The sequence below is a fragment of the Aeromonas sp. FDAARGOS 1410 genome, assembly GCF_019048745.1.
GTDB lineage: Bacteria > Pseudomonadota > Gammaproteobacteria > Enterobacterales > Aeromonadaceae > Aeromonas > Aeromonas jandaei.
In genome coordinates, this window is the sequence record NZ_CP077401.1 from 2,482,837 (window position 1) to 2,508,313 (window position 25,477).

23 protein-coding genes are annotated in these 25,477 nt (G+C 60.1%); 12 read left to right on the plus strand and 11 right to left on the minus strand.

Annotated features, from left to right (window positions below):
* Positions 1–27: 27 nt before the first annotated feature.
* Both I6L40_RS11600 and I6L40_RS11605 read right to left on the minus strand, forming a co-directional pair.
* Positions 28–420 carry an NUDIX domain-containing protein gene (locus I6L40_RS11600; protein WP_216994289.1) on the minus strand — a complete coding sequence of 131 codons (393 nt, stop codon included), beginning with the start codon at positions 418–420 and terminating at the stop codon, positions 28–30.
* The gene (locus tag I6L40_RS11605; RefSeq protein WP_216994290.1) at positions 417–1,004 is read right to left on the minus strand and encodes a class IV adenylate cyclase; all 588 of its coding nucleotides are present in this window, start codon (positions 1,002–1,004) and stop codon (positions 417–419) included. The genes I6L40_RS11600 and I6L40_RS11605 overlap by 4 nt, the downstream gene beginning before the upstream one ends.
* 506 nt (positions 1,005–1,510) lie before the next feature.
* Here I6L40_RS11605 and I6L40_RS11610 point away from each other — a divergent pair.
* Positions 1,511–2,356 carry a DUF5718 family protein gene (locus I6L40_RS11610; RefSeq protein ID WP_216994291.1) on the plus strand — a complete coding sequence of 282 codons (846 nt, stop codon included), beginning with the start codon at positions 1,511–1,513 and terminating at the stop codon, positions 2,354–2,356.
* A 58-nt stretch (positions 2,357–2,414) separates the two neighbouring features.
* On the plus strand, positions 2,415–2,855 hold the full coding sequence (locus I6L40_RS11615; protein ID WP_216994292.1) for an acetyltransferase: 441 nt from the start codon (positions 2,415–2,417) through the stop codon (positions 2,853–2,855).
* A gap of 71 nt (positions 2,856–2,926) precedes the next feature.
* Here the strand turns inward: I6L40_RS11615 and I6L40_RS11620 are convergent, their stop codons facing one another.
* From I6L40_RS11620 to I6L40_RS11630, 3 genes are all read right to left on the minus strand, one after another.
* Positions 2,927–3,244 carry a DUF4377 domain-containing protein gene (locus I6L40_RS11620; protein WP_043852113.1) on the minus strand — a complete coding sequence of 106 codons (318 nt, stop codon included), beginning with the start codon at positions 3,242–3,244 and terminating at the stop codon, positions 2,927–2,929.
* A 93-nt stretch (positions 3,245–3,337) separates the two neighbouring features.
* Positions 3,338–4,624, minus strand: coding sequence for a citrate synthase (locus I6L40_RS11625; RefSeq protein WP_033116137.1), 1,287 nt, complete (start codon positions 4,622–4,624; stop codon positions 3,338–3,340).
* A gap of 180 nt (positions 4,625–4,804) precedes the next feature.
* Positions 4,805–4,993, minus strand: coding sequence for a hypothetical protein (locus tag I6L40_RS11630; RefSeq protein WP_124242845.1), 189 nt, complete (start codon positions 4,991–4,993; stop codon positions 4,805–4,807).
* Positions 4,994–5,057: 64 nt separating this feature from the next.
* On the opposite strand from I6L40_RS11630, the gene sdhC reads away from it, so the two are divergent.
* From sdhC to I6L40_RS11675, 9 genes are all read left to right on the plus strand, one after another.
* Positions 5,058–5,435, plus strand: a complete 378-nt coding sequence (gene sdhC / locus I6L40_RS11635) for a succinate dehydrogenase cytochrome b556 subunit (RefSeq protein WP_041210307.1) — start codon at positions 5,058–5,060, stop codon at positions 5,433–5,435.
* On the plus strand, positions 5,429–5,773 hold the full coding sequence (sdhD, locus tag I6L40_RS11640) for a succinate dehydrogenase, hydrophobic membrane anchor protein (protein WP_041210306.1): 345 nt from the start codon (positions 5,429–5,431) through the stop codon (positions 5,771–5,773). The genes sdhC and sdhD overlap by 7 nt, the downstream gene beginning before the upstream one ends.
* Before the next feature lies 1 nt (position 5,774).
* Positions 5,775–7,541, plus strand: coding sequence for a succinate dehydrogenase flavoprotein subunit (gene sdhA / locus I6L40_RS11645; RefSeq protein ID WP_124242847.1), 1,767 nt, complete (start codon positions 5,775–5,777; stop codon positions 7,539–7,541).
* Between the two features lie 16 nt (positions 7,542–7,557).
* The gene (locus tag I6L40_RS11650; RefSeq protein ID WP_041210304.1) at positions 7,558–8,274 is read left to right on the plus strand and encodes a succinate dehydrogenase iron-sulfur subunit; all 717 of its coding nucleotides are present in this window, start codon (positions 7,558–7,560) and stop codon (positions 8,272–8,274) included.
* Between the two features lie 114 nt (positions 8,275–8,388).
* Positions 8,389–11,199, plus strand: coding sequence for a 2-oxoglutarate dehydrogenase E1 component (sucA, locus tag I6L40_RS11655; protein WP_041210303.1), 2,811 nt, complete (start codon positions 8,389–8,391; stop codon positions 11,197–11,199).
* Between the two features lie 33 nt (positions 11,200–11,232).
* Positions 11,233–12,420 (plus strand): 2-oxoglutarate dehydrogenase complex dihydrolipoyllysine-residue succinyltransferase, encoded by a 1,188-nt coding sequence (odhB, locus tag I6L40_RS11660; RefSeq protein ID WP_182925578.1) that lies wholly within the window; start codon positions 11,233–11,235, stop codon positions 12,418–12,420.
* 104 nt (positions 12,421–12,524) lie between these two features.
* The gene (gene sucC, locus I6L40_RS11665) at positions 12,525–13,691 is read left to right on the plus strand and encodes an ADP-forming succinate--CoA ligase subunit beta (protein WP_005346090.1); all 1,167 of its coding nucleotides are present in this window, start codon (positions 12,525–12,527) and stop codon (positions 13,689–13,691) included.
* Complete coding sequence (gene sucD / locus I6L40_RS11670) at positions 13,691–14,563, plus strand: succinate--CoA ligase subunit alpha (RefSeq protein ID WP_005346088.1); 873 nt, start codon at positions 13,691–13,693, stop codon at positions 14,561–14,563. The genes sucC and sucD overlap by 1 nt, the downstream gene beginning before the upstream one ends.
* Before the next feature lie 254 nt (positions 14,564–14,817).
* Entirely contained in the window at positions 14,818–15,420 is a 603-nt protein-coding gene (locus I6L40_RS11675) for a PIN domain-containing protein (RefSeq protein ID WP_071914261.1), read from the plus strand.
* Positions 15,421–15,515: 95 nt separating this feature from the next.
* On the opposite strand, the gene I6L40_RS11680 is transcribed toward I6L40_RS11675, so the two are convergent.
* Together I6L40_RS11680 and I6L40_RS11685 are read right to left on the minus strand one after the other, a co-directional pair.
* Complete coding sequence (locus I6L40_RS11680) at positions 15,516–16,214, minus strand: SDR family NAD(P)-dependent oxidoreductase (RefSeq protein ID WP_071914259.1); 699 nt, start codon at positions 16,212–16,214, stop codon at positions 15,516–15,518.
* A 445-nt stretch (positions 16,215–16,659) separates the two neighbouring features.
* Positions 16,660–18,600: an amidohydrolase gene (locus I6L40_RS11685; RefSeq protein ID WP_216994293.1), complete on the minus strand. Its 1,941-nt coding sequence runs from the start codon at positions 18,598–18,600 to the stop codon at positions 16,660–16,662.
* A gap of 225 nt (positions 18,601–18,825) precedes the next feature.
* On the opposite strand from I6L40_RS11685, the gene I6L40_RS11690 reads away from it, so the two are divergent.
* A complete protein-coding gene (locus I6L40_RS11690) occupies positions 18,826–19,545 on the plus strand; it encodes a TetR/AcrR family transcriptional regulator (protein ID WP_239693840.1) in 720 nt (239 codons plus the stop codon).
* A 367-nt stretch (positions 19,546–19,912) separates the two neighbouring features.
* Here the strand turns inward: I6L40_RS11690 and I6L40_RS11695 are convergent, their stop codons facing one another.
* The 4 genes from I6L40_RS11695 to I6L40_RS11710 form a co-directional block, all read right to left on the minus strand.
* Entirely contained in the window at positions 19,913–21,319 is a 1,407-nt protein-coding gene (locus tag I6L40_RS11695; protein ID WP_216994294.1) for an FAD-dependent oxidoreductase, read from the minus strand.
* 18 nt (positions 21,320–21,337) lie between these two features.
* Positions 21,338–23,074 carry a putative 2-aminoethylphosphonate ABC transporter permease subunit gene (locus tag I6L40_RS11700; protein WP_216994295.1) on the minus strand — a complete coding sequence of 579 codons (1,737 nt, stop codon included), beginning with the start codon at positions 23,072–23,074 and terminating at the stop codon, positions 21,338–21,340.
* Positions 23,071–24,165, minus strand: coding sequence for a putative 2-aminoethylphosphonate ABC transporter ATP-binding protein (locus tag I6L40_RS11705; protein WP_216994296.1), 1,095 nt, complete (start codon positions 24,163–24,165; stop codon positions 23,071–23,073). The genes I6L40_RS11700 and I6L40_RS11705 overlap by 4 nt, the downstream gene beginning before the upstream one ends.
* A 270-nt stretch (positions 24,166–24,435) precedes the next feature.
* Positions 24,436–25,455 (minus strand): putative 2-aminoethylphosphonate ABC transporter substrate-binding protein, encoded by a 1,020-nt coding sequence (locus tag I6L40_RS11710; protein ID WP_215807823.1) that lies wholly within the window; start codon positions 25,453–25,455, stop codon positions 24,436–24,438.
* Positions 25,456–25,477 lie beyond the last annotated feature (22 nt).

The window sequence follows — 25,477 nt, forward strand, 5'->3', positions numbered from 1 at the left end:
GCCGTGATGCAAGGAGGCTGCGGCCAGTTAGCGGATCAGCCCCTGCTCCTTGAGCCAGCCAAAGAGCAGGCGGGAGACGGGGGATAGCTCGTCGAGATGGCTGCTGTCGAGCCAGCGCAGCTCGGCAATCTCGGCCGAGGCGATCGGGGTGCCGCTGGCCTGGCCGGTGTAGCAGCGCAGCCGCACCTCGACCCCGGCCGGTTTGCCATCGGCCTGGGCGCTGATCTCGCAGGCAAAGCGCAGGGTATCGGGTTGCAGGGTGACGGCCAGCTCCTCGTCAATCTCGCGGATCAGGGCCGCTTCGTCGCTCTCGCCCGGCTCGCGCTTGCCGCCGGGGATGTAGTAGATCGCCTTGCCGTGGGAGCGGGCGCAGAGCAGTTGCTGATCCTTGAAGGTGAGCCAGGCGAGTTTGTCGATCATCGGGTTGCATCCTCTGGTTGTGTGGTGGGTGTTGCCTGCATGTGCCTAGTGCACAGGGTGCGGTAGGAGTGGGGCTCCTCCATATCGGGAGCTAGCCCCAGCCGCGCTGCCAGCGCGAGCAGTTGCTGGCGAAATTCAGGCAGGCGTGCCTCGTCATCGGTCATGATGGCCAGCTCGGCGAAGTCGCCAATCCCGGCCAGATGATCCAGGGTGACGTGAAACGGGCCAAGGAAGTAGATACTGCGCTGTTTGGTGATCTCGAGGATCTGCCGGTAGTCCATGGTGAGGAGCATGCTGGCAGCCTTGTCGGCATCGCTGATATTGACCGCTTCGCAGCGATCCGCCTCGGGCCCCTTGACGATCCAGAGCTGGATGCCGGAGGGCTCCATGGTGCGGATCGCCAGACTCTTGCCTGCGCGGGCAAGGGCATCGTCCGGGGTGTCGAAGTAGCGATCCCGCTCCAGATTATCTTCCAGCATCACCTCCGGATTGAGGGCGAGCAGCGCCTTGAGGAAGGCGGGGCGATCTGCCAGCCGATATTTGAACTCGACTTCGAAGCGGCCCTGAAAGTGTGCCTGTGACATCAAGAAGATCCCTCTGTGAGTCTGTGTGGCAGGCAGCCTAGCAAAGTTGGTGCGCAGGCCAAAGAGAAGAAAGGGAGAAAGAGATCGGAAGATGGCCGCTGGGGGCTTGGCGGACAGCCTGCGGGGCAGAGAGGGGCCAAACCGATCACTATAAGTAGAATTTATGCCTTTTGGCTGAATGCCCTAATTTTTGTTTATATCGATTGGTGAGCCCGGCTTTCGGTTGTTGCACCCTGTTTTTTGCTTCTCCGGGGCGTTGGCCGCTTGCTACAAGGCAGATCTGTTGCTGCTGGCGACAAGATGACCGGCCCGGGTGGTGGACGAGGTGGATGAGGTGACTGAAATGGCGCCAGGCGTCGCCAGTCGGGGCCAAAAAAGCGGGCTGGCGCACACCGCCGCAGGGCCGGACTGGGCGAAGGCGGGGGCCTTGTGGTTTAATCTTGCCACTTTAGCGGTAGTGGGCGACAAGCCTGCTACCTTGCGTTGGCAAGATGCAGGTGAGCAAGATGCAAGTGACAGCAGAGAGCAAGTTTATCGGACTCGGGGTAGCGGGCAATTTCGCCGGTCATCTGGAGCAGGCGGGTGAAGCGTCGGATTTCGTGGCGGTCGTGGTGCGCGATACCACCGCGCCCAAGGCGCTGTTCCCCTTCTTCGTGCCGGGCCATCCGGGTCAGCTCGGGGTCTTTCCGCTGAGCAATAACGCCATCTTCCTGCCGGAAGCGGCGGTCAGCGGTGACGAGAAGGTGCAGATTGAGCCGGAAGTGGCGCTCTGGTGCGAGCTGGAGTATGCCGACAAGCAGGTGGTGGCGATCCATCCCCGTGCCTTTGGCGCCTATAACGACTGCTCCATCCGTCGTCCCAATGCCAAGAAGATCAGCGAGAAGAAGAACTGGGGCGAAGAGAGCAAGGGGTTGGCGGCCAACCTGCTGCCGCTTTCCGGTTTTGCCGCCGGCTGCGAGCTCGATGACTATCGCATCGCCTGCTATCTGGAGCGCGATGGCGAGCTGCATGCCTACGGGATAGACAGCGCCGCTATCGACTACAGCTACTTCCACGGCAAGCTGCTCGACTGGGCCATCGACAAGTTCAACCATCAACAGGATGAAGGTCCGGCGGAGCACATTCAGGGGCTGCTGGCGCAGGCGGGGCATCCTCCCCATGCGCTCATCAGCATCGGCGCCACCCGTTATACCCCGTTTGGCGAGACCCACTTCCTCAAGCCCGGCGACACCTCCTGCGTAGTGGTTTATCCGGGCAGCCGCTACAGCGAAGCGGAGATCCGCGAGGCGATCCGTACCCGCAGTTTTGGTGCCGATGTGTCGGTGCTGCTGCAAGCGGTGCAGGCACGCTAATCAGATTGGCCCGCAGGGAGGCTACAGCTATCCTGCGGGCTGCAACAAAGAGTCATTGATGAAGATTGATACTGTAACGCGGGCCGATTATCCGGCCCTGATCGCGCTGTGGGAGGCCTCGGTGCGGGCGACCCACCACTTCCTGCCCGAGGCCGAGATCCTCGCGCTCAAACCGCTTATTCTGGAGCACTACTTCGATGCGGTGACACTGCACTGTGCCCGGACGGAGGAGGGGCGCATTGCCGGTTTTTGCGGGCTATGCGATGGCAAGATAGAGATGCTGTTTGTGGCGCCGGCGGTGCGCGGCAGTGGCGTGGGTCGCCGGCTGGTGGAACATGCCATCGGCCAGTGCGGCGCGACGCTGGTTGACGTCAACGAGCAGAATGAGCAGGCGGTGGGCTTCTACCAAAAGATGGGGTTCGCCGTGACGGGCCGCTCGCCGCTGGATGGTCAGGGTAAACCCTATCCCTTGCTCCATATGGCGTTGCCGCCGCGATAGTCACTCAAGTGAAGTGAAAGTGATAACAAACGGGGGATGGCCTGCGCCATCCCCCGTTTTTGATCCTGCCGTTACTTGCTGGCGACCTTGCTGACCACCTTGATCAGCTGGTAGCGCAAGGAAGGGGCATCCGCTGGCACGTTGGTGAGCTGCTCCTTGCTCACGGTGAGCTGATACTGGTAGCCCGGCTCGAACTGGAAGCCTTCAATGTTTTGGTAGAAGAGCGTCCAGGGCTGCTGTTCGTCGCTGCGCACCTGCATGCACTGCATCGGCCCGACCCCGACACAATCGACCAGCTGGCTGTTGATGTAGAGGGTCTCACCCTGTGGGGCCGTGGTGCCCTGACAGGCGGTGAGCAGCAGGGCGGCGCTGACAAGCAGAGGTTTCATGGTGGACTCCTTCGAATTGAAAGGGGCATTAGAGCGACAAATAAAAAGGCGGTCAATGACCGCCTTTGTAACAAACCATGTCGACTCAAGCGCTTAGCGTTCGTCGATCGGGACGAACTTGCGCAGCGGCTCACCGATGTAGAGCTGGCGCGGACGACCGATCTTGCCATCCGGATCGGAGTGGAACTCGTTCCAGTGGGCGATCCAGCCGATGGTGCGGGAGATGGCGAAGATCACGGTGAACATGTTCATCGGGATGCCGATCGCCTTCATGATGATGCCGGAGTAGAAGTCCACGTTCGGGTAGAGCTTCTTGTCGACGAAGTAGGGGTCGGAGAGCGCAATGCGCTCCAGCTCCATGGCGACGTCGAGCAGCGGATCCTTGATCTGCAGCTCCTTGAGCACCTCGTGGCAGGTCTCGCGCATCACCTGGGCGCGGGGGTCGTAGTTCTTGTAGACCCGGTGACCGAAGCCCATCAGACGGAACGAGTCGTTCTTGTCCTTGGCGCGGGCGATGTATTCGGGGATGCGATCCACCGAGCCGATCTCCTCCAGCATGCGCAGGCAGGCCTCGTTGGCACCACCGTGAGCCGGGCCCCACAGGGAGGCGATACCGGCCGCGATACAGGCAAACGGGTTGGCGCCGGAGGAGCCAGCCAGACGAACGGTTGAGGTAGAGGCGTTCTGCTCGTGATCAGCGTGCAGGGTGAAGATGCGATCCATGGCGCGCTCAACCACCGGGTTGACCTTGTACTCTTCGGTCGGCACCGCAAACATCATGTGCAGGAAGTTGCCGGCGTAGGAGAGGGCGTTGCGCGGTTGCATGAACGGCTGGCCGATGGAGTACTTGAAGCACATGGCGGCCAGGGTCGGCATCTTGGAGAGCAGGCGGAAGGCGCAGATCTCGCGATGCTGTTCGTTATTGATATCGAGGGCGTCGTGATAGAAAGCGGAGAGGGCACCCACCACGCCACACATGATGGCCATGGGGTGGGAGTCACGACGGAAGCCGCGGAAGAAGAAGGCGATCTGCTCGTGCACCATGGTGTGACGGGTTACGGTGCGCTGGAATTCGGCGAACTGGGCCTTGGTCGGCGCCTCGCCGTAGAGCAGGATGTAGCAGACTTCGAGGTAGTTGGACTCTTTGGCCAACTGGGCGATGGGGTAACCACGGTGCAGCAAGACACCCTGATCCCCGTCGATATAGGTAATGGCGGACTTGCAAGAACCGGTCGCCATGAAGCCCGGGTCAAAGGTGAAATACCCTTGTGCACCCAGTTTTCTGACATCAATGACATCCGGTCCGACTGTTCCGGAGAGGATCGGCAATTCGACCGGATCTTTCCCGGGCAGGTGTAGGGTGGCTATCTTATCAGCCATAGCACGTCTCCTTTGCTCTTTATAATTTGGTTCCAGTCCTACTCTATTACGACTTTTATGACGCTGGCAAAGGTTGTTACCCATACCGAGGTGGCTGGAGCGCCTTATTTGAAACAGAGTTCCCTATCAATGTCAATTTTGCTGGATGGCCATTAATTAAATGTTAAATAAAATATGCGATCAGGTTTGCGGTTTTGTGTTTTCTTTGTAGCTATTTGATTGTCTTCGGTTAAGCCCGCCGATATACTGCGCCACGTGGGTCATGGCTGCGGGTGTTTGAAACGCTTTGGCAAAGCCTGATGTGAAACCGAAAACCGGATTTTTGGCTTTTTCAGAGTGTTTTGGTAACAAATAACCAACAATCACCATCCCGTGCCCTCAGAAACGAGTTAAAACAATAACTAACGTGCTCAATGGAGCTGAGTGGGCAAGCGTGAAAAAGAAACAGAGACCGGTCAACCTCGACCTACAGACGATCAGCTTTCCTGTCACTGCCATTGCATCCATCCTGCACCGTGTATCAGGGGTAATCACCTTTGTTGCACTGGGCATCTTGCTGTGGATGCTTGGTACTTCACTCGCCTCTCCCGAAGGGTTTGAAACCGTGGTTGCCATCATGGACAACTTCCTGGTCAAACTCGTGCTGTGGGGGATCCTGACTGCGCTGGCATACCACATCGTGGGCGGCTTGCGTCATCTGGTCATGGATATGGGCTATTGGGAAGAGCTGGAATCCGGCAATCAGAGCGCCCGTGTGGCCTTCGTGATCACCGCGGTTCTGGCAGTATTGGCGGGAGTGCTTGTATGGTAACCAATTCTGCAACCTTCGGGCGCAGCGGCGTACACGATTACATCCTGATCCGCGCCACCGCCCTCATCATGAGCTGTTATGTCCTCTATCTGGTCGGTTTTGTCGCGTTCAACGACATCACCTACGAGGTGTGGACCGGCTTTTTCGCCAACACCTTCACCAAGGTCTTCACCCTGTTGGCTCTGCTGTGCGTACTGATCCATGCCTGGATCGGTCTGTGGCAGGTGCTGACCGACTATATCAAGCCAGTGGGATTGCGCGGTGCGCTGCAGTTCGCGCTGGTCGTGGTGCTGTTTGTCTATCTGATGACGGGTTTCGTCGTGCTGTGGGGTGTGTAAGGTGACTATTCCAACTCGTGAATTTGATGCGGTCGTGATTGGTGCCGGTGGTGCCGGCATGCGCGCCGCGCTGCAGATTGCCCAGTCCGGCAAGAGCTGCGCTCTGTTGTCCAAGGTCTTCCCGACCCGTTCTCACACTGTCTCCGCCCAGGGCGGCATCACGGTTGCGCTGGGCAATGCCCACGACGACAACTGGCAGTGGCACATGTATGACACCGTAAAAGGCTCCGATTACATCGGTGATCAGGAAGCCATCGAGTACATGTGCAAGACCGGCCCCGAAGCCATCTATGAGCTGGAGAACATGGGCTTGCCCTTCTCCCGTTTCGACAACGGCACTGTCTACCAGCGTCCGTTTGGCGGTCAGTCCAAGAATTTCGGTGGCGAGCAGGCTGCCCGTACTGCGGCTGCGGCCGACCGTACCGGCCACGCCCTGTTGCACACCCTCTATCAGCAGAACGTCAAGAACAAGACTACCGTCTTCTCCGAGTGGTATGCGCTGGATCTGGTGAAGAACCAGGATGGCCACGTGGTGGGTTGTACCGCCATCGATATGGAGAGCGGCGAGGTCGTCTACTTCAAGGCCAAGGCCACCGTGCTGGCCACCGGCGGCGCCGGTCGCATCTACCAGTCCACCACCAACGCCCACATCAACACCGGTGACGGTGTCGGCATGGCGCTGCGTGCCGGCGTCGGCGTGCAGGACATGGAGATGTGGCAGTTCCACCCGACCGGCATTGCCGGGGCAGGGGTGCTGGTAACCGAGGGATGTCGCGGTGAAGGCGGTTATCTGCTCAATAAAGATGGCGAACGCTTCATGGAGCGTTATGCCCCCAACGCCAAGGATCTGGCCGGTCGCGACGTGGTGGCCCGCTCCATCATGATCGAGATCCGCGAAGGGCGTGGCTGCGACGGTCCCTGGGGCCCGCACATCAAGCTCAAGCTGGATCACCTCGGCAAAGAGGTGCTGGAATCCCGTCTGCCGGGCATCTGCGAGCTCTCTCGTACCTTCGCCCACGTGGACCCGGTCAAAGAGCCCATCCCGATCATCCCGACCTGCCACTACATGATGGGCGGCGTGCCGACCAACGTGAATGGCCAGTGCCTGACCCAGGACAAGAACGGCAACGATGTGCCGGTGGTCGGTCTGTTTGCGGTGGGCGAAATTGCCTGTGTCTCCGTACACGGTGCCAACCGTCTGGGCGGCAACTCCCTGCTGGATCTGGTGGTGTTCGGCCGCGCGGCCGGCATGCATCTGGTCAACACCCTGGGCGAGATGGATCACGGCCGCGATGCCTCCGAGTCGGATCTCGATGCCGCACTGGCCCGCTTCAACCGCTGGGAAAATACCCGCAGCGGCGAAGACCCGGTGCAGATCCGCAAAGACCTGCAGCGCTGCATGCAGAACAACTTCTCCGTATTCCGTGAAGGTGCGGCGATGGCTGAAGGGTTGGCCGAGCTCAAGGTTATCCGCGAGCGCCTCAAGTCAGCCCGTCTGGATGACACCTCCAAAGAGTTCAACACCCAGCGCATCGAGTGTCTGGAGCTGGACAACCTGATGGAGACGGCGTTTGCCACGGCGGTTGCCGCCAACTTCCGTACCGAGAGTCGCGGTGCTCACTGCCGCTTCGACTTCCCGGATCGCGACGATGAGAACTGGCTGTGCCACAGCCTCTATCATCCGGACACCGAGTCCATGACCCGTCGCGCTGTCAACATGTCACCCAAGACCCGTGAGGCGTTCCCGCCCAAGGTCCGGACTTACTGATTGCGGAGCCAGCCCTATGAACGTCACTTTCTCTGTCTACAGATACAATCCGGATGTTGATAACGTCCCCCATATGAAGGAATATCGTCTTGATATTCCTGAAGGTTCCGACATGATGGTGCTCGATGCACTGATCCAGTTGAAAGAGCTGGATCCCACACTCGCCTTCCGCCGCTCCTGCCGCGAAGGGGTCTGTGGATCTGACGGCATCAACATGAATGGCAAGAACGGTCTTGCCTGCATCACCCCGCTTTCCGATCTGCTGAAGAAGGGCAATAACGTGGTTATCCGCCCCTTGCCCGGCCTGCCGGTGATCCGGGATCTGGTGATCGACATGACCCAGTTCTACACCCAGTGGGAGAAGGTCAAACCCTTCCTCATCAATGAAGACAAATTGCCGCCCGTGCGTGAGCACCTGCAATCCCCCGAAGAGCGCGCCAAGCTGGATGGCCTGTACGAGTGCATTCTCTGTGCCTGCTGCTCCACTTCGTGCCCCTCCTTCTGGTGGAACCCCGACAAGTTCATCGGTCCGGCCGGGCTGCTTGCCGCCTACCGCTGGCTGGCTGACAGCCGCGACACCGCGACCACCGAGCGACTGGGTAATCTGGATGACGCCTTCAGCGTGTTCCGTTGCCACGGCATCATGAACTGCGTGAACGTCTGTCCGAAAGGCTTGAACCCGACCAAGGCGATTGGCCAGATCAAGTCGATGTTGCTCAATCGGGCTGTTTAGTATTCGGGCCGGCCAAGGTCGGCCCTGCTTCCGGACAGCCATCCCACCCGTGGCAGGATGGCTGTTTGAACCCTACAAGCTGCGTAGCAGTAACAAGAAGTACAAGGGATAGAAATGCATAACGGCGTGATGAAGGCCTGGTTGGAGTCATCTCACCTGGCTGGTGCGAATGCAAGCTACATTGAGGATTTGTACGAATCCTTCCTGGAAAATCCTGACTCCGTATCCGATGAGTGGCGCAGCCTGTTTAGCGAGCTGCCCCAGGTCAATGGCCATGCGGTTGAACAACCCCACTCCCAGGTCCGCGATTATTTCCGTCGTCTGGCCAAGGATCCCTCCCGTTACAGCGCGCCTGTCTCCGATCCGCAAGTGGATGCCAAGCAGGTGCGGGTACTGCAACTGATCAACGCGTTCCGTTTCCGTGGTCACCAGAATGCCAATCTGGACCCGCTCGGTCTGTGGCAGCGCGATACCGTCGCCGAACTGGATCCGGCATTCCACAACCTGCAGGGCGCAGACATGGAGGCCACCTTCAATGTGGGCTCCTACGCCATCGGTCGCGAGACCATGGTGCTCTCCGATCTCTACGCCTCGCTGAAGAAGACCTATTGCGGCTCCATCGGCGCCGACTACATGCACCTCACCTCGACCGAGGAGAAGCGCTGGCTGCAACAGCGTCTCGAATCCATTGAAGGGAAGGGGAGTTACACCCTCGAAGAGAAGACCCGCTTCCTCGACAACCTGACCGCCGCCGAAGGGCTGGAAAAATATCTGGGTGCCAAGTTCCCGGGGGCCAAGCGCTTCTCGCTGGAAGGCGGCGACGCCATGATCCCCATGCTGAAAGAGCTGATCCGTCGCGCCGGTGAGCAGGGCTGCAAAGAGGCCGTTATCGGCATGGCCCACCGCGGCCGCCTCAACGTGCTGATCAACGTGCTGGGCAAACGCGCTCAGGACCTGTTCGACGAGTTTGCCGGCAAGCACGGCGAATCCTGGGGCACGGGCGACGTGAAGTACCACATGGGCTTCTCCTCCGACTTCGCCACCCCGGGCGGTAACGTTCATCTGGCGCTTGCCTTCAACCCGTCTCACCTCGAGATCGTCAACCCTGTGGTCATCGGCTCGGTGCGAGCCCGGATGGATCGTCGCGGTGACAAGGATGGTTCCAGCGTGCTGCCCATCACCATTCACGGTGACTCGGCCATGGCCGGTCAGGGCGTGGTGGCCGAGACCTTCAACATGTCTCTGACCCGTGCCTATGGCGTGGGCGGGACGGTGCGAATCGTCATCAACAACCAGGTCGGTTTCACCACCTCCTATCACCGTGACCTGCGCTCCACCGAATATTGCACCGACATCGCCAAGGCGGTGCAGGCGCCGGTGCTGCACGTCAACGGTGACGACCCGGAAGCCGTGGTGCTGGTGACCCAGATTGCGCTGGATTATCGCAACACCTTCAAGCGCGACGTGGTGATCGAGCTGGTTTGCTACCGCCGTCACGGCCACAACGAGGCCGACGAGCCGAACGCGACCCAGCCCTTGATGTACCAGAAGATCAAGCAGCACCCGACCCCGCGCAAGATCTACGCCGATCAGCTGGTGGCCGAGGGGAGCATTGCCCAGGAGCAGGCGACCACCCTGGTTAACGAGTATCGCGAAGCGCTGGATCGCGGCGAGCGGGTGAGCAAAGAGTGGCGGCCGATGGAGCTGCACTCCGTCGACTGGACACCCTATCTTGGCCACGACTGGAACATGGCCTATGACAGCACAGTGCCGATGGATCACCTCAAAGCCCTCGGCGAGCGGGTGAGCCAGTATCCGGCTACCCACGTGCTGCAGCGTCAGGTCGAGAAGATTTACGAAGACCGCCGTCTGATGGCTGCCGGCGAGAAGCTGGTGGATTGGGGCTTTGCCGAAACCCTGGCCTACGCCACTCTGGTGGACAAGGGTTCCCGCATCCGCTTTACCGGTGAAGACTCCGGCCGTGGCACCTTCTTCCACCGCCACGCCGTGCTGCACAACCAGACCGATGCCAGCACCTACACCCCGCTGTGCAACCTGCACGACGAGCAGGGGCCGTTCGAGATTTACGACTCGGTACTGACCGAGAACGCGGTACTGGCCTTTGAATATGGCTACGCCAGCGCCGAGCCGGCCGGCCTCACCATCTGGGAAGCCCAGTTCGGTGACTTCGCCAACTGCGCTCAGGTGGTGGTCGACCAGTTCCTCTCCTCCGGCGAGCAGAAGTGGGGCCGGATGTGCGGCCTGACCATGCTGCTGCCGCACGGTTACGAGGGGCAGGGGCCGGAGCACTCCTCCGCCCGTCTGGAGCGTTATCTGCAGATGTGCGCCCAGCACAACATGCAGGTGTGCGTGCCCTCTACCCCGGCTCAGGTATTCCACATGCTGCGCCGTCAGGTGGTACGTCCGATGCGCCGTCCGCTCATCGTGATGACGCCCAAATCCCTGCTGCGCCATCCGCTGGCGGTGAGCAAGCTCGAAGATCTGGCGGAAGGCACCTTCCAGAACGCCATTGGCGAGATCGACGCGCTGGATCCGAAAGCGGTCAAGCGGGTGGTCTTCTGCTCCGGCAAGGTCTATTACGACCTGCTCGAAGCCCGTCGCAAGGCGGAGCAGAAGGATGTGGCGATCGTGCGGATCGAACAGCTCTACCCCTTCCCGGAAGAGGAAGTGCGCGCCATTCTGGCCGATTACAGCCACGTCACCGATTTTGTCTGGTGTCAGGAAGAGCCGCAAAACCAGGGCGCCTGGTACTGCACCCGTCACAACTACGATGAGGTGCTGCCGACCGGAGCCACCCTGCGTTATGCCGGTCGTCCGGCGTCCGCCTCACCGGCGGTTGGTTACATGTCCGTCCACGCCAAGCAGCAGAAAGCCTTGGTGGAAGATGCCCTTACTCTGGCCTAAGCCCTGAACAAGAAGTAACAAGGAACTGATTAGATGACTATCGAGATCAAGGTACCGGACCTGCCGGAATCAGTGGCGGATGCCACCATTGCCACCTGGCACAAGAAGCCGGGTGATCTGGTTGCCCGTGATGAAGTGCTGGTCGACATCGAAACCGACAAGGTGGTGCTGGAAGTGCCGGCACCGCAAGCTGGCGTGCTGGGCGACATCCTGCAGGCAGAGGGGGCAACCGTCCTCTCCCGCCAGCTGATCGCCACCATCAAGGCGGCTGCCGTAGCTGGTGAAGAGACCAAGGAGAAGCCGGCCGAAGCGGTTGCCGATGATGGCGCCGAGGCCTTAAGCCCCTCCGTGCGTCGTCTGATTGGCGAGCACGACATCGACGTGGCCAAGCTGACCGGCACCGGCAAGGGCGGTCGCATCACCAAGGATGATGTGGAAGCCTACATCAAGGCGCTGAGCAAGCCTGCCGCAGCCGCTCCGGTAGCTGCTGCGCCGGTCGCACCGGTTGCCGCTCTGGCCGGTCGCAGCGAGAAGCGGGTGCCGATGACCCGTCTGCGCAAGCGCATCGCCGAGCGTCTGCTGGAAGCGAAAAACACCACCGCCATGCTGACCACCTTCAACGAGGTCAACATGAAGCCCATCATGGATCTGCGCAAGCAGTACGGCGAGATCTTCGAGAAGAAGCACGGCATCAAGCTCGGCTTCATGTCTTTCTACGTGAAGGCGGTAGTGGAGTCCCTCAAGCGCTATCCGGAAGTGAACGCCGGGCTGGATGGTGACGACATCGTCTACCACAACTACTTCGACGTCAGCATCGCCGTCTCCACCCCCCGTGGTCTGGTGACCCCGGTGCTGCGCGATTGCGACAACATGAGCCTGGCCGACATCGAGAAGGCCATCAAGGATCTGGCCGGCAAGGGCCGCGACGGCAAGCTGACCGTGGATGAGCTGACTGGCGGCAACTTCACCATCACCAACGGTGGTGTGTTCGGCTCCCTGATGTCCACCCCGATCATCAACCCGCCCCAGAGCGCCATTCTGGGCATGCACAAGATCCAGGATCGCCCGATGGCTGTTGACGGCAAGGTCGAGATCCTGCCGATGATGTACCTGGCCCTCTCCTACGATCACCGTCTCATCGACGGGCGCGAATCGGTAGGCTTCCTGGTCTCCGTCAAGGAGCTGCTGGAAGATCCGACCCGCCTGCTGCTGGACGTCTGAGCAACCAACTGAAAGATAACGAGGGGCCCCCGAGGCCCCCACTCACAGGGGATTGAGAAACACGAGCCCCGGACGGAAATACCTACAACACGGATAGAGCATCTATGAATCTGCATGAATATCAGGCAAAACAGCTGTTTGCCGAGTATGGCCTGCCGGTCTCCGAAGGTTATGCCTGTGCTACCCCGCAGGAAGCGGCCGAAGCGGCCGACAAGATTGGCGGCAATACCTGGGTCGTCAAATGCCAGGTACACGCCGGTGGCCGCGGTAAAGCGGGCGGCGTGAAAGTGGCCAAGAGCAAGGATGAGATCCGTGCCTTCGCCCAGAACTGGCTGGGCAAGAATCTGGTGACCTACCAGACTGACGCCAACGGCCAGCCGGTCACCAAGATCCTGGTTGAATCCTGCACCGACATCGCCAAAGAGCTCTACCTGGGCGCCGTGGTTGACCGTGGCTCCCGTCGCGTGGTCTTCATGGCCTCGACCGAAGGTGGCGTGGACATCGAGAAGATCGCCCACGAAACCCCCCATCTGATCCACAAGGCCACCCTGGACCCGCTGGTTGGCCCGCAGCCCTATCAGGCCCGCGAGCTGGCCTTCAAACTGGGTCTGGTCGGCGATCAGATCAAACAGTTCACCAAGATCTTCATGGGTCTGGGTCAGATGTTCCTCGACTGCGACTTCGCGCTGCTGGAGATCAACCCGCTGGTGATCACCGCGCAGGGCAACCTGCACTGCCTGGACGGCAAGATCAACATCGACGCCAACGCCCTCTATCGTCAGCCCAAGCTGCGCGAGATGCACGACCCGTCTCAGGATGACCCCCGCGAAGCGCACGCTGCCCAGTGGGAGCTCAACTATGTGGCCCTCGATGGCAACATCGGCTGCATGGTCAACGGCGCGGGTCTGGCCATGGGCACCATGGACATCGTCAACCTGCACGGCGGCAAGCCGGCCAACTTCCTTGACGTCGGCGGCGGCGCCACCAAGGAGCGCGTAACCGAGGCGTTCAAGATCATCCTCTCCGACAGCAACGTCAAAGCGGTGCTGGTCAACATCTTTGGCGGCATCGTGCGTTGCGACATGATCGCGGAAGGCATTATCGGTGCAGTCAAGGAAGTGGGGGTCAAGGTGCCCGTCGTGGTCCGTCTGGAAGGCAACAACGCCGAGCTGGGTGGTATCAAGCTGGCCGAGAGCGGCCTCAACATCATTGCGGCCAAGAGTCTGACCGATGCCGCGCAGCAAGTCGTCAAAGCAGCGGAGGCCAACTGATGAGCGTACTGATCAACAAGGACACCCGAGTCATCTGCCAGGGTTTCACCGGCGGTCAGGGTACTTTCCACTCCGAGCAGGCGCTCTCCTACGGCACCCAGCTGGTCGGCGGCGTCTCCCCGGGCAAGGGCGGCACCACCCATCTGGGCCTGCCGGTGTTCAACACAGTCCGTGACGCAGTCGAAGCGACCGGCGCCACCGCCACCGTCATCTATGTGCCGGCACCGTTCTGCAAGGATGCGATCCTGGAAGCGATCGACGCGGGCATCAAGCTCATCGTCACCATCACCGAAGGCATCCCGACGCTGGATATGCTGGACGTCAAAGTGAAGCTGCAAGAGACCGGCGTGCGGATGATCGGCCCCAACTGCCCGGGTGTGATCACTCCGGGTGAGTGCAAGATCGGCATCATGCCTGGCCACATTCACAAGCCGGGCAAGGTGGGCATCGTCTCCCGCTCCGGCACCCTGACCTACGAAGCGGTCAAGCAGACCACTGACGAGGGCTTTGGCCAGTCCACCTGCGTCGGTATCGGTGGCGACCCCATCCCGGGCTCCAACTTTATCGACATTCTGGAGATGTTCCAGAACGACCCGCAGACCGAAGCGATCGTGATGATCGGCGAGATCGGCGGCAACGCCGAGGAAGACGCGGCCGCCTATATCAAGGCCCACGTCACCAAGCCGGTGGTCTCCTATATCGCCGGTGTTACCGCGCCTCCCGGCAAGCGGATGGGCCACGCTGGCGCCATCATCTCCGGTGGCAAGGGTACCGCCGCCGAGAAGTTTGCTGCGCTGGAAGATGCTGGCGTGAAAACCGTCCGCTCTCTGGCCGATATCGGCAAGGCCCTGCGTGAAGTGACCGGCTGGTAATTCCTGCTAGCCCGTTATCTCTAATAAAATGCCGCCCAATGGGCGGCTTTTTAATGGGTTCTAAGTGTAGTGTTTCACAAAAATAGAACTGTGAGTTGTATAGCTTCGTGTTTGGTCTATTCATCGCTAAAGACATATGGCATATTGGGGTGAGATACAGATTTATATTAACTATTTTTGTGTGGTATGCCTTGAATCAAGAGTGAGGAATGAAGCTCAGAGGTAAGCCACAGAATAAATGCTAAGGCATTCATATGCGAACAAATTACGTTCTAGTCGACTTTGAAAGTGTTCAACCGGAAAGATTAATTGTTCTAAATAAAGAGTGCTTTAAATTATTTGTCTTTGTAGGTGCAAACCAGTCAAAGCTTTCTTTCGAAACGGTATCAGTAATTCAACAGCTGGGTGATAGAGCTCAGTATATCAAGATAGCAGGCACAGGTCCTAATGCACTGGATTTTCATATCGCATACTATATTGGACAGCTTGCATCATCTGATCCTGAAGGCTTCTTTCATATAATATCTAAAGACAAGGGATTTGATCCGTTAATTCAGCACCTCAAAGATAATAAAATTTTTGCTGCTAGAGTGAGTAATGTGCTGGATATTCCAATTATAAAAAACCAGAATGCAAAAACTCCAATGGAGCGTAAGTCGGTCGTCATTAATAAACTTCGACAACTAAAAACATCAAGGCCAAGCACTCTTGCGACTTTAAATAGTACCATCTCATCACTTTTTCAGAAAAAACTAACTGAACAGGAAATCGGAAATATTGTTGACAGTTTGGTATCAGAGGGATTTATTGTAGTTAATGGGGTGAAGATTTCATACTTAAAGGAATTGATTATTTAATGATTTATAATGGGTGGCCTAAGGTTTGAGCAACTACCAACTTGTTGATTGGTAGGTTTTGTGAAAGCTTAACCTGTTACTTTTTCACATTCTCTTTACCAAGGCAGCTTACCTGTCTCCAAGCAGATAAAATCCCGTGTATTAAAATCATTGCCTTCTATCATTTCAACCAACTTATTTGCTGACTGCTCTGGTGTCAGTGTTGCATCAGCAGGAGCCATTTTGGTAAGTAATGCTCCTGGGTGAACAGAGATAACTTTTATGCCCATGCTCTCCAGATCATCAGCCATACACAGTGACAGCATGTTTTGAGCTGCCTTTGCTATGCGATAGGAGAAAGAGCATTTTACTCCTTTGGCTGCGCCTGCCGCTTGCATATTTAATGAGCCTCTCCTTGAACTGATATTTACGATCAAGGATGGGGGTAATACATTTTGATTACTCAATACGGCATTAACGGTTGATAGCGCACCGACACAGTGGGTCTTAAATTCATAAACCAGCTGGTCGCCGGTGCTATGCCTTGTATCGATCCCCGGGGTGCCAGCAGAGCCTGCATTATTTATGACGATATCTACAGCTCTGTCTTGGATAAAACAAAATAGCTGTTCTTCATAATTTTCATGGGTGACATCGGTTATCAGCACAGAGACGGCAGGGTAGAGAGTAGTGAGCATGTCACAAGCGCTGGTGGTTCTGACCACGGCGTAAACCTGATATCCGCGCTCGTAAAATGTCTGAACCAGCGCTAACCCCAATCCTCTGCTCGCTCCGGTTATCAACACTGTTTTCATCACTCAACCCATCCAGCCACATTGTTATTGAACGCCAATCCTCGGTTTCGAATAACGAGGCGTATTCAGACGATCGGGGGGTTAGTATGCCACAGCCTTCGCCTGCGGCCAGAATCGAGTAACCCCAGATTGTTACGCTGTTGCAACCAAGTTGGCTAATGCTGTTGCGCTGGTGAATCAATCCTGCCGCCGCTTGGGGCAACCCGCTGGCCATGCTGGTTGCCAATCCCCCTCCGATTTGGGTTAAAGGGCCAAGCCGAACTCGGGTTTGCTCCCGCTTATTGACCCTTGCGAAGCGTTCCTCGCAATCCGTTCTGACTATCACGCCGCCCCATAAAAATGCCGACCCAAAGGTCGGCATGTTGTTTTTAAGAGGCGCAGATCTGGTTGCATTCGCTCAGATCGCCGCTGACCAGATGCTCACCCTCGCCATTGCGCCTGAACCCTATTGGCTAAAGACCGTCTGCCCGCGAAAGACGGTGCGGGTGACTTTGGTATCGGCGATCTGCTCCGGTTTGCCGGCGGCGACCAGCTGGTAGAGATCCCGATCCAGCACGATAAAGTCGGCCGATTTGCCCGCTTCGATGGAGCCGCAGATAGCCTGCTGGCGCACCGCACGGGCGCCGTTGATGGTGTAGGCATCCAGCATCTGGTCGAGGGTGATGCGCTGGCTCGCCCGAAAGTCATCGCCGCTTTGGGGAGCGTGGTTGACCCCGGCGGCCATATTGGCGAAGGGGCGCGGATCGCGGCTATCGACCGGCGCATCGCTGCCGGCCACCAGAATGGCCCCCGCCTTGCGCGAGCTGGCCACCGGATAGAGCGCCTGCTTGAGATACCCCTTGGGATCGTACATCGCCTCGTGCAGGGATTGCCCCTTGCGGGTCGGCTGGATAAAGGGGGTGACCAGCATGTCGTATTCGGGCTGGGGGTTGGTCCAGGCGTAGGTGAAGGTGAGGTAGAGGCCAAGCTGGCCGAGCCGCTGCTGATCGTCCGGATGAACCACCTGCAGATGGGCGAGGGTGTGGGGAGTGCCGTGATCGCCGTTGCTGGCGCGGGCCGCCTCCAGCGCATCGAGGGCCATGCGGGTGGTGCGATCGCCGATGCTGTGCATATGGATGCTAAAGTCCGCCTTGTCGAGCGCCCCCACGTAGCGGTTCAGATCGGCGGCGCGGTAGTTGACCAGCCCCTTGCTGCCGGCATCCTCGCTGTTGGCGGTGATGGTGACCTGTTCGCCACCCTGATCCGCGGCGAGGTGGGGGGTCTGGTAGTTGGTCAGCATGCCGGCGTTGGGCAGGAAGGGGGGCGTGCTGAAAGGATCCCCCTCCAGTACCCCGTCGAGGAAGATCTTGACCGCATCGGCCTTGATCAGCGGATCGCCGGCAAACTGGTCGCGCACCCGGCTGGCCTTGGCCAGATGGCCGCCGATATCGAGCTTGCCGCTGTAGTCATCCTCGTGAAAACAGGTGGCGGCGGTGACCCGCATATTGAGCAGCCCCTTCTCTTCCATCTCCTGCAGGCGATCGCGGATAAAGTCGGTGGCGCAGGCATCCTGAATGCTGGTGATGCCGCGCGAGGCCATCAGGGTCGAGACGGCGGGCAGGATCTGGCGATACTGGTTCGCCGCCTGCTCGTCACGGGCGCTGAGCAGGCCGCTGTCGGGGGAAGGGATGGCGCTGCGGGCCCCCTCGCGAATAACGCCACTATCGAGATCCACATAGGGTTTGAAGGAGGCAAAGAGGCCGCCCGGCGCCAGGGTGGCGGCGGTGAAGCCAACCTGTTTGCCGCTTTTATCGGTCGCCTGTGCCAGTGCCCGCGAGTTGTAGGCGCTGGCGTGGCCATCGACCCCGGCCAGCACCACCGGATTGTCGGGGGCGGCAGCATCGAGAGCCGCCAGCACGGTTTTATAGGCGGCGGTGGGGGCGTTGCCCTCGTAGGGAGACCATTGGTTGATCACCAGCCAGTCGCCAGCCTTGGGGGCGTAGCGGGGCAGGCAGCTTTTCACCTTGGCCGCCAGCTCGCCGAGATCGACCGACTTGCCGTCGAGATCGCACATATCGAGGGCCACCGTGCCCAGCAGGTGGATATGGTTGTCGTGCAGCCCCGGCAGCACCATCTTGCCTTGCAAGTCGACCACCTGGGTGTCGGGAGTGCTGAGTGCCTCGGCCCCCTGCCGGTTGCCCACATAGAGGAATTGGCCGCCGCTCACCACCATGGCCTCTGCCACCTGGCGCTGACCATCCTGAGTGTGGATCTTGCCGTTGAGATAAAGAGTGCGTGCGGCGGTGGGCGGCTGCCCCTGCTGGCAACCCGCCAGCGTGGCGGCCAGCAGCGGGGCGAGCAGCAAAAAAGTGCGGGAACGGGCGTGATGTGGTGCCTTGCAATCCATGCAGTGATCTCCTTGAGGGTCGGGTTTTGTGCAGTGTTTACTGCACATTTCGCGATCTCTTTATGGCTGCCTGGTCAAAAAATGCCAGCGATTGCTGCAAATATTTAACGTTTTGTTTACCATGTCACATCAATCGGTGGCGAGTGGGGCGCAGTACCCGCTTTGCTGAGGTAGCAAGATCTACCGCCAGAGCGCCTGCCGATGGGCCAACAACAGGGAGGAGTGATGTCAGAGGAGTCCGTGACCGAGGGGCCGTTACCCCAAGTGTTTGCCATGCGCCGCCAACCCAAACAGCAGCGCAGTCAGGCGGTGGCCAGCCGCATCGAGGAGGCGACCCTGAGCCTGTTGCAGGAGCAGGGCTTTACTGCTCTCAATACCAACGCCATTGCCGATCGGGCGGGGGTGGGGATCAAGTCGCTCTACCATCTCTATCCCAACAAGGAGGCGATCATCGGCCGCCTCGCCATGGGGTGGCTGGCGGCGGTCTGCGAGGCGCAGGAGCAGATCCGCATTCAGGCGACCAGCTGGCCGCAGGCGCTGGTGCTGCTCGACGAGGCACTGGAGGCGCTGGAGCGCCGCTTTGTCGGCTATGGCGCCCTCTGGCATGCGATGGATCTTATCCCCGAGCTGCATGCGCTGGAGCAGCAGCACGAGCGGGGCCAGATTGACTTCTGGTCATCCCTGTTGCGTGACTTTGGCTGCCGCTGGCCGGAGCCCGAACTCACGACGCTGGTGCGCTACTTCTATCGCACTGCCGATGTTACCAAGCAGTGCACCCGGAGCGATGGGGATCTCGGCCAGCAGATGTGGCTGCTGCACCGCCACTGGAGCGAGCAGCTGATCGCCGCCGCCATTGCCGAGCCCGACCCCGAGCGGGTGTGGCAGGCAAGGCCAGCGTTGCTGCTGGGTACGGAAGTACCGGCGGCCGACAAGTGGCGGCGATAAAGCGCGCACAAGCGTAGCGGGTTGGCGCTCTTTGTCCTGATCGGCGTGGCTCTCTCTGGCGCGATATCACAGCAAGGCGGCGCCGTATCAACCTGATTGTTGCGCCAGTGGGATGATGTTTCTTAATGGTGTTTCATTGATGAAACAATACTGCTGACGGCAGGTTGGGCACCGTGTGTGCCGCACCTTGTCTATGCCCTCCGACCCGGGCAATGCAGCGCGGAGCTGATTGCAGGTTTTCGCCGCTCGGGATCAGCAGGCGCGCTGATGGCTGACGGTGCCAATAGCAAAGCGCCGACCCGAGAGTCGGCGCTTTGCTTGTTGCAGTCAGATGGAACTGAGCCGTGCGGAATTGGTATTACCGCGCTTACTTGTCTGCCTTGCCAGCGGCATCGGCAAGTTTGGCCAGCTGTTGGTCATACCAGGCCACCGGGCGGTTCTCATCTTCCGCCCGCTCTTTGCGCCGGATGGCGTTGCGTACCGCCATGGCGCCGAGCCAGCGAAACGGCTCGGGCGGAAAATAGCCGCGCGGGCCGCTGACCAGCGCGCATTCGCGCCACGGCTTGTCCTCCTCCCGCACCTCATCGCGCACCAGGGCCGCCAGGATCTGGCCACCAAGCCAGCTCTGGGCCACCCCGTTGCCGGAATAGCCGAGGCCATAAACGATATTGGGCTGCCCTCGCCAGTGGCCGAAGAAGGGGAGGCCATCCACCGAGCGGTCGGAGGCGCCGCACCAGCTGGCAGCAATGGGCACCTCTTTGAGCGCCGGAAAGAAGCGGTGCAGGGTGCGGGTGAGGTGGGCAAGATAACGGCTCGGCGCATCGAACTCGGCCAGATGGCGGTTGGCAAAGGCGAAGGTGTTGCCCCCCTTGCCCAGCATCAGCCGCCCTTGCGGGGTGGAGCGGTAGTAGTGGACAAAGGTGCGGCCATCCACCACGGAGCGGCCGTGCGCAAGCTGCTGGGCGGCCAGTGCATCCGGCGCGGGGTCGGTGATCACCATATCGGAGGAGACCAGCACTATGCTGCGGCGAAACTCGCGAAAGTGCTGCACCATGGCGCTGTTGAGGGCCAGCACCACCTTGCGGGCACGCACCTCACCTTGCGGTGTCTGCACCCGTGCCGGCTGACCCGCCTCAAGCCGCTGCATGGGGGAGTGCTCATAGACCTCGACCCCCAGCTCCCGCGCCACCCGCAGCAGGCCGCGCACCAAGAGCGCCGGTTGCACCGAGCCCGCGTGGGGGCTGTAGAGCCCCTCCAGATGAACGTGGGAGCCGCTCTGGCTCGCCAGTTCACCCTCTTCAATCGCCTGCCACTGGTTAAGGTCGGCTCGCTGTAGCTCCCGCAATACCGGCTCCATCAGGCCGCGCTGCGCCTCGCTGGTGGCGGTGTAGCAGGTGCCCTCGACCCTCAGCTGTGCCTCTATGTTGTGCGTTTCGCAGAAGCGGGCAATCTCGTGCACCGCCTGCTCGGATCTTTGCACCAGCCAGGCGGCCTGCTTTTCGCCAAAGAGGCGCTTTAAGGTCAGATATTTGGCCGACCAGGTGAGCAGGCAGCCGCCGTTGCGCCCGGAGGCGCCGCTGCCGCAGCGATCTTTCTCCAGCACCATGACGTGCAGGTGGGGCTCGGCCTGTTTAAGGGCGATGGCGCTCCACAGCCCGGTAAAGCCGCCACCGACGATGCAGATATCGGCCTCGTGGTGGCCGACCAGGGGGATGGGTGGCGCGGGCTGTTCGGCGGCGAGCGCTTCGGCCAGCCAGAAGGGGAGAGTGGACATGATGACTCCTCGATAAGGTTATGGGTGGCGCCAGCGCTGGGTGCGATCCAGCAAGGCGCGGCTCAAAAAGAGCTGGAGCAGCTTGATGGTGGCGGCGGCCAGCAGGATCAGGGTGGCCATGGCGGCGGCCGCGGCGGTATCGCCGGAATCTTCCATATTGAGCACGGCGATGGAGGCGAGCACGCTGTCGCTCGAATAGAGGAAGATCACCGCCGAGGTGGTGGTCATGGCGTTGACGAACAGATAGATAAAGATCTCCAAGAGCGCTGGCAGGGAGGCGGGCAGGGTGATTCGCCAGAACGCCTTCCAGAGTGGAATGCGCAATGAGATGGCCACCAGCTCCAGCTCCTTGGGCAGTTGCTTGAGGCTGGTGAGCGCCGTCATATGGCCCACTGTGTAGTAGTGGATGACGCAGGAGAGCACCATCAGCGGCAGAGTGCCATAGAGGCTGCCAAAGAGCGGATTGCCGTTGAAAAAGAAGATGTAACCCAGCCCCAGCACCATGCCGGGTACTGCCAGCGACAGCATGGCGAGCAGATGCAGCAGCTGGCGCAGCGGCGCGAAGTGGCGCCCCTTCTCCTGCGCCCAGGCCAGCACCATCACCAGCACGGTGCCGATCAGCGCGGTATAGAGGCCCAGTTGCAAGGTGTTGGTAAAGGGCTGCCAGCCATAGACGCTGTTGCTGTCAAAGGCGTAGTGATCCAGCGTCAGAGCGAGGTTGTAGGGCCAGAACTGCACCAGCGAGCCGTAAACGGCCATCCCCACCAGCGCCAGAAACAGCAGGGCCCACAGCGAACACCAGCCGAGCGCCAGCAGATCCCGCAGCTGATGGGGCTTGGGGCTATAGGGCACCGCCTTGGTGCTGCTCTGCTCCTGCATCTTGCTGCGCACTCTGTGCTCCAGGGCAAAGCTCAAGAGCGCCGGCAGCAGCAGGGTGACGCTGGCAACGGCACCCAGCGAGAAGTTCTGCATCCCGATCACCTGCCGGTAGATGTCGGTAGCCAGCACGCTGTACTGGCCACCAATCACCTTGGCAACCCCGAAGTCGCAGATGGTGAGGGTGAAGACGGCGATGGCGGCGCTCAAAAGACCGTAGCGAGCGGTGGGCAGGGTGACGGTGACAAAGGTGCGCCAGCCGCTGCTGCCCAGCACCCGGGAGGCTTCATAGAGGCGGGCGTCGCTCTGACCGAGCGCCGTGATAAGGATCATCAGGGCGTGGGGGAAGCACCAGAAGCCCAGACCAATGACGATACCGATGGGGCCGTAGATGCTCTCGCCGCCGAGCAGCTCCTTGGCGATCCCCTGATTGCCAAACCAGTAGACCAGACTGATGGCGGGCAACAGGGAGGGCATCAACAGCGGAATAAGGCCGATGAGGCGAAACAGGGGCTTGCCCGGCATGCAGGTGCGGGTGAGGGCATAGGCGTAGCCAAAGGCGATGGTCACTACCAGCGCGGTGATCAGCACCCCGAGCCAGAGGGTGTTGCCAATGGTGCGCCCCAGATGAGGGGAGTCGAAATAGGCGCTGAAGTTGGCAAGACCCACCCAGAGGCCGTTCTCATCCTGCAGACTCTTTTGCAGCATGGTGAGCAGCGGCAACAGCAAACCGCCGCTGAGCAGGGCGATGCCAAGCAGAAGCAGGATCAGTTGCAGCAGTTGATCCCGGCTCCAGCCGCGACAAAGGCGCTGCCAACGAGAGTCTTGGCAAGCTTTCACTAGTGGCAACAGGGAGGAGGTCGCAAGGGGGGCAGTCATGGGCGCTCTCCTTCAAACAGTTGCATCGCCCCGGCGGGCCAGTGCAGCGAGCAGCGCATGCCGCTGCGCCAGCCCCCCTGTTCGTGGCGGGGCAGCTCGTGGGTTGGGCGCTCCACCAGAATTTGCTGCGGGCCCAGATAGGTGTCGGCGGTGCAGATAAGGCGCTGGGCTGCGCCGAGAAACTCCACCTGATCGATGGTTGCTTCAATGCCATGTTGCCCAAGATACGGCTCGCTCGGCGCACTCAGGGTGATCGCCTCGGGGCGGATCGCCACCTGCAATTTGCTGCCGGCCGCGGCCCGGTTGGCAAGTGTCAGCGGTTGTTCGTTGAGGCGCACCTGAGTGGGGCTCAGCACCAGGGTGTCGAGGAAGTTCATGGTGCCGACAAAGCTTGCCACGAAACGGCTGGCAGGCTGGTGGTAGATCTCCTGCGGAGTGCCTACCTGCACGATGCGGCCGCTCTCCATCACCACGATGCGATCGGCCATGGTCAGCGCCTCTTCCTGATCGTGGGTCACCATGATGGTGGTAATGCCAAGACGCTGCTGCAGGGCACGGATCTCGCTGCGAAGGTGGGTGCGCACCAGCGCATCCAGTGCGCTGAGCGGTTCGTCCAGCAGCAGCAGGCCGGGGGAGAGGGCGAGCGCCCGGGCCAGCGCCACCCGCTGCTGCTGGCCGCCGGAGATCTGGCTCGGGTATTTGTGGGACTGGGCCGTGAGATCCACCAGCCCCAGCCAGTGATCGACCCGCTCCTTGATGAGATCCCGTGCCAGCCCCTGATTCTCAAGGCCGAAGGCGATGTTCTGGGCCACCGTCAGGTTGGGGAAGAGGGCATAGGATTGAAACACGATGCCAAAGTCGCGCTGCTGGGGCGGCAGGCGGGAGATATTGCGCCCCCCTTGCCAGATCTCGCCGTTGTCCGGTAGATCCAGCCCGGCGATGGCTCTGAGCAGGGTGGTTTTGCCGCAGCCGGAGGGGCCGAGAAAGCAGATAAACTCCCCCGGCTCAATGGTCAGAGAGATCCCCTTGAGGGCCTGAAAAGCACCGAACTGCTTGTTGAGATGTTGAATGTCCAGATAGGGCTGGGTCATGGTTCGACTCGCTACTGATTTGGTATATACCAGTTTGCGGGTGAAGTGTGACGGTCAGGTGATCGGGGGATGACAGCTTGATGACAGTCAGATGACGACGGGTCGTCAGCAGATGGCTTGGTCGCTTGTGGATGGGCTAGATGCCACCCATTGAGGACGACACAAACATGGGAGGCGATGCCAAAAAAGCGAAGGCCAACTTGAGTTGACCTTCGGCAATGAATTGGTCGATCGATGTGTTGCCATCGCACAAACCAGTCCTCAGCGGGACTACTGCTTGGCTTCGGTTTTGCCGTCGAAGCTGGCGCTCCACTGGGCCAGAATGGTATTGCGCTCGCGGGCAGCCCAGCCAAAGTCGTTATCGATCATCTGGCCCTTGATGTTGGCGGGATAGCCGGCTCTGGGCTTGGCCACATCCGGAATGGCGACCACTGCGAACGACTTGTTGTAGAGGGCGTTGGCCTGTTCGGTGGCGGCAAAGTCGAGCAGCTGTTTGGCGGCCTCCAGCTTGGGGGTGCCCTTGATGATGGCGGCGGCTTCCATATCCCAGCCCGACCCCTCTTTCGGGAACACCACCTCGATGGGGGCACCCTTGGCCTTGAGGCTGGTAGCCGGGAAGTCGAAGGAGATACCGATCACCGTCTCGCCGCTGGCGGCCAGCTTGCAGGGGGCTGAGCCCGAGTGGGTGTAACGGTCGATGTTCTGGTGCAGGCCGTTCATAAATTGCCAGCCCTGCTTCTCACCCATGGTCTGCAGCCAGCCAGCGACGCTCAGGTAACCGGTGCCGGAGGAGCTGGGGTTGGGCATGATCACCTTGCCCTTGTAGATGGGCTTGGTGAGGTCGGCCCAGCTGGTCGGCGCCGGGATCCCCTGCTTTTCCGCCTCTACCTTGTTGAAGCAGATGGCGCTGAAGAAGGCGTCCAGACCGATCCAGTGCGGCTCGGCCTTGCTGTCGCGAAAGCGGCTGTCGAGCTTGTCCAGTCCTTTCGGTGCATAGGCATTGAGCATCTGCTGCTGATCGAGCTGCATCAGGCTGGTGGCTGCCAGTCCCCACACCACATCCGCTTTGGGCTGGGCTTTTTCTGCCAGCAAGCGGGCGGTGACCACACCGGTGGAGTCACGCACCCACTTGATGTTGATGTCCGGATGCTGGCGCTCGAACGCGGTTTTCAGCTCGCTGAGCTGCTCCGGTTCGAAGGCGGTATAGACGGTGAGATCGGTTGCGGCCAGTGCCGGGGTGGTCATGGCAGCCAGCACGGCGGCGGCCAGCAGATGGGTTCCCTGTTTCATCCTCTTCTCCATATAAGTTGGC